Source organism: Cryptosporangium minutisporangium (assembly GCF_039536245.1).
GTDB lineage: Bacteria > Actinomycetota > Actinomycetes > Mycobacteriales > Cryptosporangiaceae > Cryptosporangium > Cryptosporangium minutisporangium.
The window spans coordinates 112,966-124,580 of record NZ_BAAAYN010000018.1; the positions used below are offsets into that span (position 1 = coordinate 112,966).

General features: G+C 71.7%; 9 protein-coding genes. 7 read left to right on the forward strand and 2 right to left on the reverse strand.

The window, feature by feature from the left end:
• Positions 1 to 14: 14 nt before the first annotated feature.
• Positions 15 to 968: an aldo/keto reductase gene (locus tag ABEB28_RS15310; RefSeq protein WP_345728754.1), complete on the reverse strand. Its 954-nt coding sequence runs from the start codon at positions 966 to 968 to the stop codon at positions 15 to 17.
• Between the two features lie 66 nt (positions 969 to 1,034).
• Entirely contained in the window at positions 1,035 to 1,280 is a 246-nt protein-coding gene (locus ABEB28_RS15315) for a DUF6158 family protein (protein ID WP_345728755.1), read from the reverse strand.
• A gap of 275 nt (positions 1,281 to 1,555) precedes the next feature.
• Here ABEB28_RS15315 and ABEB28_RS15320 point away from each other — a divergent pair, with 275 nt between their 5' ends.
• The 7 genes from ABEB28_RS15320 to ABEB28_RS15350 all read left to right on the forward strand — a co-directional run bounded on the left by ABEB28_RS15320 (position 1,556) and on the right by ABEB28_RS15350 (position 11,615).
• Entirely contained in the window at positions 1,556 to 1,927 is a 372-nt protein-coding gene (locus ABEB28_RS15320; RefSeq protein ID WP_345728756.1) for an STAS domain-containing protein, read from the forward strand.
• 183 nt (positions 1,928 to 2,110) lie between these two features.
• Positions 2,111 to 3,310 (forward strand): phosphoglycerate dehydrogenase, encoded by a 1,200-nt coding sequence (serA, locus tag ABEB28_RS15325; protein WP_345728757.1) that lies wholly within the window; start codon positions 2,111 to 2,113, stop codon positions 3,308 to 3,310.
• Positions 3,311 to 3,594: 284 nt separating this feature from the next.
• Complete coding sequence (locus tag ABEB28_RS15330; protein WP_345728758.1) at positions 3,595 to 5,529, forward strand: SpoIIE family protein phosphatase; 1,935 nt, start codon at positions 3,595 to 3,597, stop codon at positions 5,527 to 5,529.
• 76 nt (positions 5,530 to 5,605) lie between these two features.
• Positions 5,606 to 6,127, forward strand: coding sequence for a hypothetical protein (locus ABEB28_RS15335; RefSeq protein WP_345728759.1), 522 nt, complete (start codon positions 5,606 to 5,608; stop codon positions 6,125 to 6,127).
• 66 nt (positions 6,128 to 6,193) lie between these two features.
• The gene (gene secD / locus ABEB28_RS15340) at positions 6,194 to 8,581 is read left to right on the forward strand and encodes a protein translocase subunit SecD (protein ID WP_345728760.1); all 2,388 of its coding nucleotides are present in this window, start codon (positions 6,194 to 6,196) and stop codon (positions 8,579 to 8,581) included.
• Positions 8,581 to 9,918 (forward strand): cation:proton antiporter, encoded by a 1,338-nt coding sequence (locus tag ABEB28_RS15345; RefSeq protein ID WP_345728761.1) that lies wholly within the window; start codon positions 8,581 to 8,583, stop codon positions 9,916 to 9,918. Before secD ends, ABEB28_RS15345 begins: the two co-directional genes overlap by 1 nt.
• 128 nt (positions 9,919 to 10,046) lie before the next feature.
• Positions 10,047 to 11,615, forward strand: a complete 1,569-nt coding sequence (locus tag ABEB28_RS15350; protein ID WP_345728762.1) for an HNH endonuclease signature motif containing protein — start codon at positions 10,047 to 10,049, stop codon at positions 11,613 to 11,615.

The window sequence follows — 11,615 nt, forward strand, 5'->3', positions numbered from 1 at the left end:
AGGGCGCCCAGCCGTCAGGCCGCCGCCGGAGGCGGGACGATCTCGTTGATCGCGGCGAGTTCGTCGGCGGTCGGCACCCACGCCCCCGCGGCAGCGTTCGCCCGCACCTGCTCGGGGGTCATCGCACCGGCGATCACCGAACTGCAGCCGGGCTGCGCCGCCAGTCCGCCGATTGCGATCTCCAGCAGCGAACGGCCCGCCTCCGCACCCCACTTCGCGAGCGCCTCGACCCGGTCCAGCTTCTCGTCGGTGATGTAGCCGTCGCGGCTGGCCAGCCGGGAGTTCTCCGGCACCGGCCGGCCGCGGCGCACCTTGCCGGTGAGCAATCCGTTCGCCAGCGGGAAGTACGGCAGCACGCCGACCCCGTAGTGGCGGGCCGCCGGAACCACCTCGCGCTCGACGTCCCGCTCCAGCAGCGACCAGTGATTCTGCGCCGAGACGAACGGAACCGTGCCCTGTTCGCGGGCGACGTGGGCGGCTTCGGCCAGCTGCCAGCCGGTGAAGTTCGAGTGCCCGATGTACCGGACCTTTCCGGCCCGCACGAGCTCGTCCAGCGCGGTGAGTGTCTCGCTGATCGGCGTCACCGGGTCGGGGGTGTGCAGCTGGAGCAGATCGATGTGGTCGGTCCGCAACCGCCGCAGGGATTCCTCGACCGCACGCCGGATGTACGCCCGGCCGCCCTTGGCTCCGGCCGCCGCGCCGTACCCCATGTCGGTGCGCTGGTGCCCGAACTTGGTGGCCAGGACGACGTCGTCGCGACGGCCGGCGAGGACCTCACCGAGCAACGTCTCCGACGCCCCGCGTCCGCCGTAGCCGTCGGCGGTGTCGAACAGCGTGATACCGGCCTCGATCGCGGCGTCGACCACCGCGCGTGTTCCGATCGCGTCCAGCCGACCACCGAAGTTGTTGCACCCCAGGCCTATCGCCGACACCAGCAGCCCGGACGTCCCGAGTGGTAGATAGCGCATGCAACTACCTTAGGCCCGGGCGTCCGGGCCCAGTCTTGCTCAGCCGGTCCTGCTCAGTACGGGTACTCAGTCCCGGCTGCGCGCTCCGGACCGCAGCCGCTCCGGGTCGACCTCGCGCTGCGGCCACCGCCGCAGGTACTCCGCCTCGAGATCGGCGGTGCGCACCGAGTGGGTGTCCAGGGCGTCGTCCGAGCCGTGGCGGAGCGTCTCGTGGCGGGTGTCGTGCAGACGTCGCAGCTCCCGCAGCAAGTCGTCGTCGGGCAACTGCTCCGGGTCCACGCCGAGGGCGCCTGCGCCACCGCTGACCGTCATCGTTCCCTCCAAGTCCGGCGAGCCTGTGTCCGAGTCAGAGAGGACCTACCCGTCTGCCGAGCGGCTACGCCTGTCGTCCCCGCAACCTCACTCCTTCCGGTGCGAACGTCACGTATCCACCGGACCGGTCACACCTCCTCTCACACCCACCTCTAAGATGGCGCCGGGTCACGCCACCTGTGTGACTCCTGGTCGAGCAGGCGGCCTCCACGCGTTTCGACGCGGCGGTTCTCGGTGTCCACGCATCGAGGGCGCGTCGCAGGAGGACCACCCCCATGGAGAAGAACGGTTGGCCGGCCTCGCAGAGCCGGGTCACCTGCACCGTGGCCCCGGGCCTGGTGACGATCACGCTGACCGGTGAGATCGACCTTCTGGTCAACGAGGCCCTGGAATCGGCGCTCACCACCGCCACGGAGGCCCAGCCGTCCGACGTCGTCGTCGACCTCGGCGGTGTGACGTTCATCGGTTCGCAGGCGCTGAGTTTCCTGGTCCGGTTGCACCACGTGGCCGCCGAGCAGGGCCGCATGACGACGCTGCAGCAGGTCCCGTCGATGGTCCGCAAGGCGATGATGACGGTCGGGCTCGACCTGCTGTTCGCGCTGGACGGCGCGGCACCGGTCCCCGCGGACCAGCCCGAAGCCCACTAAGCGGACCGGGACCAGACCCCGGATCCGCGGCTGCGGCCCGCGCCGGCCGACGCACCCGGCCGACCCACGTGGCGTAACCGATCCAGTGACCCTGCGCACAGTTCGTCAGCCGCGCTGCTCCGCGAGGGTGAGCCACGACCTCGCGGATTTCGGGTCAGCGCGGGATCGGGTGACAATGGGTGCATGCTGAAGGCACTGCTGCTGGAGAACCTGCACCCCCACGCCGAGGCGATCCTCAGCGCGGCCGGCGTCGAGGTCGACGCGCGGTCCGGCGCGCTCGACGAGTCGGAGCTCATCGATGCGCTGTCCGGAGTCCACCTGCTCGGCATCCGGTCGAAGACCCAGGTGACTGAGACGGTGCTGGAGAAGGCGCCCGACCTGCTGGCGATCGGTGCCTTCTGCATCGGCACCAATCAGATCGACCTGGTCTCCGCCGCCGGGCGCGGCATCGCTGTCTTCAACGCGCCGTTCTCCAACACGCGCAGTGTCGTCGAGCTCGCTCTGGCCGAGATCGTCGCGCTCACCCGTCGCCTGACCGACAAGAACAAGGCGCTGCACGACGGTGTCTGGGACAAGTCGGCCGAGGGCAGCCACGAGGTGCGCGGGCGTCGGCTCGGCATCGTCGGCTACGGCAACATCGGCAGCCAGCTCTCGGTGCTCGCCGAGGCCCTCGGTATGTCCGTCGGCTTCTACGACACCGCCGAGAAGCTCGCGCTGGGTAACGCCCGCCGCTACAGCAACCTCGACGACCTGCTCGACTGGGCCGACGTCGTCACGCTGCACGTCGACGGCCGGTCGGGCAACGCGGGCCTGTTCGGCGACGCCCAGTTCGCGCGGATGCGTCAGGGCGCGATCTTCCTCAACCTCTCCCGCGGTTTCGTCGTGGACCACGAGGCGCTGCGCGCGCACATCGTCAGCGGCCACCTCGCCGGCGCGGCCGTCGACGTGTTCCCGCACGAGCCGAAGCGGCGCGGCGACGAGTTCCACTCGGATCTGCGCGGCCTGCCGAACGTCATCCTGACTCCGCACATCGGTGGCTCCACCGAGGAGGCGCAGGAGGACATCGGGCGGTTCGTCGCCGGCAAGCTGCGCCGACACCGACAGACCGGCAGCACGACGCTGAGCGTCAACCTGCCGCCGCTGAACCTGGAGCCGACGCCCGGCACCCACCGCCTGGCCCACCTGCACCGGAACACGCCGGGCGTGCTCGCGACCGTCAACCGGATCATGGCCGAGCACGGCGTCAACATCGAGGGCCAGCTGCTCAACACCCGCGGCGAGCTCGGCTACGTCGTCACCGACGTGCCGGGCGTGCTCTCCGACGAGGTCCTCGCCGCGCTCGAGGCGATGCCGGAGACGGTCTGCCTCCGTCAGCTCGGCTGACCCTCCAGCCCGCGCCTCGCGCATACCCGCAACCGGCGAACCTGGGACGACACGGCGTCCCGGGTTGTCCGGGGTCCGCGGTCATGACACCGTTCTGGCTGGCGAATGCTGGGCCGCCCGGTCCGGGCTCCGTCTCCTGACGCCCCACCGTTCGTCGCGGAACGGTCGGCCCGAGGCGGACGGAGCGGACAGCGGTGAAGCGCGCCAGGCGAACCCTGCTTCGGCGGACGGTTCAGGGCAGACGTCGGGTCTGGATCGCCGGACCGGGCCGTTGGGCAATCGGCGTGCTGCTGCCGCTCGCCCCGGCGTTGGTAATCGCGACCACCCCGGCCGCCGAGGCGATCCCGGGCTTCCTCTTCTTGATCGCGGTCGTCGCCTCGACCGTGATCGGTGGCCGTGGTCCCGGCCTGCTCGCCGCCGTCACGGCCACCGCCGCGCTGATCGCGACGGTGGACCTGCCCGAGCCGCGGACTTCTGACGACGACCGCCTCGAGTGGCTCTGGGCGGCGGTGTTTCTCCTGCTCACGTCGCTCGCGGTCATATGGCTCGACAACCTGCTCGGGGACGCCGCTCGACGCGCCACCGCGGTGCTGGACCCGTTGTTCGAGGCGGCACCGGTCGGCATCGCGCTGTTCGACCGCGATCTTCGGTTCGTTCGGGTGAACGCGGCGTTCGCCCGAACGAGTGGGCGACCGCCGATGGCGCACCTCGGGCGGACGCTCGCCGAGGTGATCCCGGACGTTTCCACCGAACTGGCCGCGCAGCTCCGCTCGGTGCTCACCGCGGGCACGGTCCTTCGGCACCAGCTGCTCACCGTGACGACGCCAGCCGGTACCGCCCGGCAGCTGATGGTGGACGCCTTCCCGGTCCGCCTGTCGGGTGGACCGGGCGGCTCGATCACCGGAGTCGGCGCGGTCGTGTCGGACCTCACCGAGCGATACCGGATGGAGCAGCTGGAGCGCGAAGCCGAGCGGATGCAGGCGACCGAACGGCTCAGCCACCGCCTGCTCGAGTCGCAGCGGATCGCTCAGCTCGCCGGTTTCGAGGTCAACCTCGCCGCCCAGCGCAGCATCTGGTCGGAGGAGCTGTGCACGCTGATGGGTCTGGACTCGCCGCCGGCGACGGAGGACGAGGTTCGCGCTCGCATCCACCCGGACGAGATCGAGCGCCTGACCGCGATGCAGGCGCGGGCGATCGCGACCGGCGCTCCGTTCACCGTGGAGACCCGGATGATTCGTGCGGACGGTGCGGTTCGGGAGATGCTGGTGCACGGCGAGGCGGTGCGTGCCGGCGACGACCCGGAGGCCGAGGTCGTCGGTCTCTGGGGTGTCGTGCAGGACGTCACCGACGCGAAGGCCACCGAGGACGAGCTGTACGCCGCGCAGGGCGAGCTGGTCGCGGCACAGCGGGACGTCGCCGAGGCACGCGCGGAGATCCTGGCCGAACGCCGGGTGCTGGAACTCTTCCAGCGGGCGATGCTGCCGACCTCGCTGCCCGACATACCGGGTGGAGCGCTGAAGGCCGACTATCTCTCGGTCGCCGACCGGATCGACGTCGGCGGCGACTGGTACGACGCGTTCCCGCTGCCGGACGGCCGGATCGCGCTGTCCGTGGGTGACGTCATCGGTCACGACCAGCACGCCGCAGCGATCATGGGCCAGATCCGTTCGGTCAACCGCGGTTACGCGCTGGAGGACCCGGACCCGGGTGGGGTGCTCACCCGGCTGAATCGGTTGCTGACCCTCGGCTACCCGGCCGGAACGCTGGTCAGCGCCGTCGTCTGCGTGTACGACCCCGGCATCGGCTCGCTCCGGTGGGCCAACGCCGGCCACCCGTACCCGCTGCTCGCCCCCGCCCCGGCGCCGGAGGCGTGTCCGCACGTGACCGTCCTGGGGACCGCCGACCCGATCCTCGGCGCGTCCGCTACCCGGACGTACTCCAGCCGGACGCTGGCGGTGCCCGAGGGCGGCACGTTGCTCCTGTACACGGACGGCTTGATCGAGCGCCGGTACACCGACCTGCGGGTCAGTCAGGAGAAACTCGCCACGCTCCTGTCCCAGATCGTGTCGGCCCCGGGTCCGGTCTCGGTCGACGACGTCATCGACGGCGTCACGTCCGGAATGTTGGCCGACGGAGTCTTGGAGGACGACGTCTGCGTGCTCGCACTCCAGCGCGGCGTGGAGGGCGACTGTCTGCCTCCGCCCGGCTCCCCCGGGTGACTCGCCGAACCGGGTCTTGGCGCATCGTCACGTAGGGTGGTGGTTACCGCCACCGTCGAGAGGGTCTCGTCCGCCGATGACACACGCCACCGGAGCGCGGCCCCTGGGGCCGACCGTCGGCGTGCGAGCACGACGGGCCGTCGCGCGGCTCGCGATGGCGCTGTGCACGGCGTTGATCGCTGCCGGAGGCCTCGGCGCGGTCGCCGTACCCGCGGTCGCGACGGCACTCGGCGCCCCGGGCTGGGGTACACCCGGCCCGAGTACCAGCGGCCTGGGTGCAGCCGGGTCCGGCAGCGGCTCCGGCTTCGTGGTGGGAGCGACGCCCGCCACGGTCCGCGCGGCTACGCACGCGTCGGCGCGTGGCACCGCGAGCCGCGCCCGTCCGCAGAGGCAGCAGGAGAACTCCAAGCCTGCGTTCACGACCGCCCAGCGAATCCACGCGGACGTGCTCCCGGCCGGCACGACGGTGGGGCGGATTGGGCTCGCCGAGCCGCTGCTCCCCGCCGGCCGCACGCTGACCGACGCGCCCAGCCGAGCCCCGCCGGCACCGGCCGGCCTTCCCGACACCCGCGCACCACCCGCCTCCGGACGCTCCTGAGCCGTCCGGCGCCCGCCGCATTCCCGAGCGCGCGCCGGTAACCGCCTCTCGTCCGGAGGACCATTCATGAAACGCGCCAGCCTGGCGCGCGCGTTGTTCGCGTGCGCCGTCATCGCCGTCTCCGTCTACCTCACCGTCACCGCCAGCCCGAGGCTGGGCCTCGACCTGCGGGGCGGGACCCAGATCGTGCTCGAAACCAAGAACACCTCAACGACCCGAGCCGACGCCGAAGCGACCGACCGCACGGTGGAAGTGCTCCGCCGCCGGATCGACGCGCTCGGCGTGACCGAGCCGACGATCACCCGCTCCGGTGAGAACCGGATCATCGTCGAACTGCCCGGCGTCCAAGATCCGGCCGAGGCCGCCGCCGTGATCGGGCGCACCGCCCAGCTCACCGTGCGGCCGGTCCTCGGGCCCGCCGAGGCCGCCGCCGCGACACCGACTCCCGACGCGAGCCCGGACGCCACCCCCGACGCGACCGGCGGGGCTCCGGCCGACGCGACCGGGGCGGCGCCGGCCGACCCGGCGGCGGAGGTCACGCTGACCGATGATGCGGGAATTCCGCTCCGCCTCGGTCCGGCCGCGCTGACCGGGGAGGGGATCGCCGACGCGGCGGCGTCGTTCGACGCCACGAGCGGACTCGGCTGGTTCGTCACCGTGGACTTCCGCGGCTCCGGCGAGCGGGCGTGGGAGACCGTGACCGGAACCGCGGCGTGCTCGCCGTCCGGCGATCCGCGCCGCCGCGTCGCGATCGTGCTCGACCAGGAGATCGTGTCGGCTCCGCAGGTCGGCGAGGACGTACGGTGCGACGTCGGCATCGTCGGCGGGTCTACGCAGATCACCGGCTCGTTCACCAAGGCCGAGGCGAACGACCTCGCACTGCTCGTCAAGGCGGGCGCGCTGCCGGTGCCGGTGGAGAACGTCGAGCAGCGGACCGTCGGCCCGACGCTCGGCGCGGCCGCGATCCGGGCGAGCGCCGAGGCCGCGGCGATCGGCATCGCGCTGACCGTCGGGTTCCTGCTGCTCGTCTACCGGCTGTCCGGGCTGGTCGCCGCGTTCGCGCTGGCCGGGTACGGAGCGCTGGCCTACGGGGCGCTGACTGCGCTCGGGGCGACGCTGACGCTGCCCGGCCTGGCCGGGTTCGTGCTCGCGATCGGCATGGCGATCGACGGATGCGTGCTGATCTTCGAGCGTTCCCGGGAGGACTTCGCCGGAGGAGCCCGTAGCTTGCCGACCGCCGTCGGCAGCGGCTTCCGCAACGCGTTCTCGGCGATCGCGGACTCCAACGTCACGACGCTGCTCGCCGCCGGATTGCTGTTCTTCCTGGCGTCCGGCCCGGTCCGCGGATTCGGCGTGACGCTGTCGATCGGTGTACTCGCCTCGATGGTGAGCGCGCTGCTGTTCACCCGGATCTTGATGGAGTTGCTGATCGCATTGCCCTGGGTGCGACGTCATCCGGCATGGACCGGGCTGGCCGGGCCCGGCCGCGTGCAGCGCTGGATCACCGGGCGAGGCATCGACCTGATGCGTCACCGCAAGGTGTTCCTGGCGGGCTCGGCCGTGCTGGTCGTGGTGGCGCTGGCCGGGATCGGTATCCGCGGCCTCAACCTCGGCGTCGAGTTCACCGGCGGCAGGCTGATGGAGTACACGACCGATCGGTCGATCGCCGTCCGCGACGCCCGGCAGGCCGTCGCTCACGCCGGCTTCCCCCGTGCGGTGGTGGTGGAGTCCGGTGACGAGGACCTGAGCGTCCGGACCGAACGGATCTCCGACGCCGAAGAGCAGCGGATTCGGACTGCGCTCGCCGACGCGTCCGGCGGATCGGTCGAGCGGATCCGGGACGAGCAGATCGGGCCGTCGCTGGGCAGCGAACTACGGACGAAAGCGCTGATCGGGCTCGCGATCGCTCTGGCTGCGCAAGCCGCCTACCTGGCGCTGCGGTTCCGCTGGACGTTCGCGGTCGCGTCGGTCGCGGCGATGATGCACGACGTCCTGATCGTCGTCGGGCTGTTCGCGTGGCTCGGCAAGAGCCTGGACGGGGTGTTCCTGGCCGCCCTGCTCACCGTGATCGGGTACTCGGTGAACGACTCGGTAGTGATCTTCGACCGGATCCGGGAACGCTGGCGCGGCGCGAACCGTAGGGCACCTTTCGCGGACGTCGCGAACGAAGCGGTGCTGCAGACCGTGCCGCGCACGGTGAACACCGGTCTGGGCGCGCTGTTCATCCTGACCGCGCTGGCGGTGCTCGGAGGTGACTCGCTGACCGACTTCGCGATCGCGCTGCTGGTCGGCGTGATCGTCGGTACGGCGTCCTCGGCGCTGACCGCGACGCCGATGGCCGTGCTGCTGGAGAATCGCTGGCCCGGTCGGATCCGCGGTGCCGGGTCGAAGGCCGGCGGGCCGAAGACGGGCAAGAAACGGCCCGTCCGCGCCGACAGCGGGGCGGTGGTCTGATGCACACCGCTGAGATCCTGCTCGCGCTCGGTGGCGCGTTCCTCGCCGCCGGAATACTCGCCCGGCTGGGCGCCCGGATCGGACTCCCGACGATTCCGGTGTTCGTCCTGGCCGGGGTGCTGCTCGGTCCGCACACGCCGGGGCTCGCCCTGATCGAGGACCCGTCGCACTTCGCGCTGCTGTCCACGCTCGGCCTGATCTTCCTGCTCTTCTACCTGGGCCTGGAGTTCCATCTGGACGATCTGGTCAGCGGCGGGCGCAAGCTCGCCGTCGCCGGTCTGGGATACCTACTGCTCAACATCGGCGGCGGCCTGGCCTTCGGGTTCGCGCTCGGCTGGGGCGCCCGGGAGGCGCTCGTGCTGGCCGGGATCGTCGGTATCTCGTCCTCGGCGATCGTGAGCAAGCTGCTGATCGAACTCGGGCGGCTGCGCAACCCGGAGTCCCGGTTGATCCTCGGCATCATCGTGGTCGAGGACGTGTTCCTGGCCTTCTACCTGGCGGCGCTCCAGCCGGTTCTGGGGGACGCCGACAGCCTCGCCGCCGCGGCGCTCCAGTTCGGCGTCGCGTTCGCGTTCCTCGCGCTGCTGTTCGGGCTGGCGCGGTGGGGTACCCGCTTGGTGTCCCGGCTGCTCGACGTCCGGGCGGACGAGCTGCTGGTCGTGATGTTCGTCGGGCTGGCGGTCGTGGCTGCCGGAGCCGCCGAGGAGCTCGGGGTGTCGGACGCGATCGGGGCCTTCATGATCGGCCTCGTGATCGGGTCGACGCCCCACGCGGAGCGGGTGACCACGTTGGTCCACCCCCTGCGGGACGCGTTCGCGGCGCTGTTCTTCTTCACGTTCGGGTTGACGATCGACCCGGGTGACGTGGTGTCGGTGGCGGGCCCGATCGCGGTGGCGGTCGTCCTCACGATCGGGCTGAACCTGGTGGCAGGACTGGGAGCCGCGCGCCTGTACGGGTTCGACCGGCGCGCTGGGACCAACGTCGCGGTGACCGTGCTGACCCGGGGCGAGTTCTCGATCGTGCTCGGCACGCTGGCGATCGGTGCCGGGCTCGACTCGCGGGTCGCGGCTTTCGCAGCCGGATACGTGCTCGTGCTGGCGATCATCGGGCCGCTGGCCGTGGTCCGTACCGAGTGGCTGGCCCAATTCGTGCCGTCCCGGCTCCTGCCCGCGGCCGTTCCCGGGCCGGACGGGACGCCGGCACCAGCGGTGCTGCCGGCCGCCTCCACGGCGCAGACCAGCATCGGTGCCGACGAACTCGTCGCACCGACGCGGGAGGCGACGCCCGAGCCCGCGAGGGAGCCCGATCCGGCGTCGGGACCGGTCGGCAAAGGCTGAACCTGCTGACCTGCTGACCTGCTGACCTGCTCTCCGATGCCGGGGCGGATCCGGAAACTTTCCCTCCGCCCCGTCATCGGGCTGTGGACAACGAGGAAATGGTCGTACGTCAGTTCTAATCTTCGTCCATGGGCACCGACTTCGACTTCTTGCAGCTGCGAACCATCCGACCAGGCCCCGAGCTGGTCGGCGTTCTCACGGCGCTCGACCCGATGCCCCGGTCCGGGCTGGACGCGAACGGTCTGCCCGAGGCATTGCCCGACGCGGCCGACCAGGTCGTGATCGCCCAGGCCTGGCAGCGCGTGATCGCCTGGGCGGACGCCCGATTGAACGCGGCGATCCTCGACGTGGCCGGCCGCTCGGCCGAGGCCGACGAGGAAGACTGGGGCCGCGAAGAGGTCGCCGCCGCGCTCCGCATGTCCAACGCCGGAGCCGCCGACCGCATCGACGTGGCGCGGGCACTGTCCGGCCGCCGGTTCCTCACCGGCCGGGCCCTGGCCGAGGGGCGCATCACCTATCGCCACGCCGCCGAGATCGCCAACGGCCTCCAGCCTCTCGAGGACGACGATCTCGCCGCCGAGGCCGAAGCCCGTCTCCTCGACGCCGCTTCGAAGAAGACCCCCGCGCAGACCGCCACGCGCGCCCGCAAGGAAGTCATCAAGGCCGACCCGGAGGGAGCCGACAAGCGTGCCAAGCGCGCGCGGACCGGCCGCCGCGTCGACTTCTTGCCTCTTCCCGACGCCATGACCGAACTCCGCGCCTTCCTGCCCGCCGAGGGTGCCGCCCGCATCCGGATCGCGCTCAACCAGCTGGCCGGGCGCTCGCGCTTCGCCGGCGACAAGCGCACGATCGACCAACGCCGCGCCGATGCCCTCGTCGCCCTCTCCGAACTGGGCCTTCTCGCGGCCGATCAGCGCGCGTGGCTACCCGAGACGACCTCGCCGGACGGTCGACCGAGCGACGCTTCGGGCGCTCCCCCGCCCGGCGCCGACCCGACCGGCACCGACACCGACACCGACACCGACGACCCTGATCCCGGCGCGGCGTCCGACGCCTTCCTGCGACGCTGGGCGCGGGCCGTCCGGGCGATCGTGACCGGCCGGCGCGCCGCCCCGCCGCGCGTCGCCCTCGTCGCGCCGTTGAGCACCGCGCTCCGGGGCACCCACGAACCCGGAGACCTCACGGGCTACGGCCCCGTACCGCCCTCGATCGTCCGCGAGCTGGCCGGCGATGGACGCTGGGAGAAGTGGCTCGCCGACCGGCGCGGCGTCGTCGCCGACCTCGGCCGCTCGGTCTACCGCCCGTCCACCTCGTTGGCGGCGCTGGTGCGCGCCAACTACCCCACCTGCATGTTCCCCGGCTGCTCGCAGCCGTCCTACCGCTGCGACCTCGACCACAACGTCCGGCGCATCGACGGCGGCACGACCGGCCGGGCCAACCTGGTGCCGCTCTGCCGCCGCCATCACCGCGCGAAGGACGAAGCGGGCTGGCAGATCGACCATGACGTCGAGCAGAGGACCTGCACCTGGATCAGCCCCGCCGGTCACAGCTACACGGTCCAGGCACCTGGCTACGACGTCGAGACGTCGCCGTTCGATTGCTCCGACCGGGACGATCCGGTCAGCCCATCGCTGGCTTCAGTCGTCGCCGCACCCGTTGCCACCTCGGACGTGGACGACGACCCACCGCCCTTCTGA

Excerpts from the sequence above, each read along its gene's own strand:
- ABEB28_RS15335 (WP_345728759.1), top strand. The coding sequence starts at position 5,606 with ATGACACACGCCACCGGAGCGCGGCCCCTGGGGCCGACCGTCGGCGTG.
- secD (WP_345728760.1), top strand. The coding sequence starts at position 6,194 with ATGAAACGCGCCAGCCTGGCGCGCGCGTTGTTCGCGTGCGCCGTCATC.
- ABEB28_RS15315 (WP_345728755.1), bottom strand. The coding sequence starts at position 1,280 with ATGACGGTCAGCGGTGGCGCAGGCGCCCTCGGCGTGGACCCGGAGCAG.
- ABEB28_RS15345 (WP_345728761.1), top strand. The coding sequence starts at position 8,581 with ATGCACACCGCTGAGATCCTGCTCGCGCTCGGTGGCGCGTTCCTCGCC.
- ABEB28_RS15320 (WP_345728756.1), top strand. The coding sequence starts at position 1,556 with ATGGAGAAGAACGGTTGGCCGGCCTCGCAGAGCCGGGTCACCTGCACC.
- ABEB28_RS15310 (WP_345728754.1), bottom strand. The coding sequence starts at position 968 with ATGCGCTATCTACCACTCGGGACGTCCGGGCTGCTGGTGTCGGCGATA.
- ABEB28_RS15350 (WP_345728762.1), top strand. The coding sequence starts at position 10,047 with ATGGGCACCGACTTCGACTTCTTGCAGCTGCGAACCATCCGACCAGGC.
- serA (WP_345728757.1), top strand. The coding sequence starts at position 2,111 with ATGCTGAAGGCACTGCTGCTGGAGAACCTGCACCCCCACGCCGAGGCG.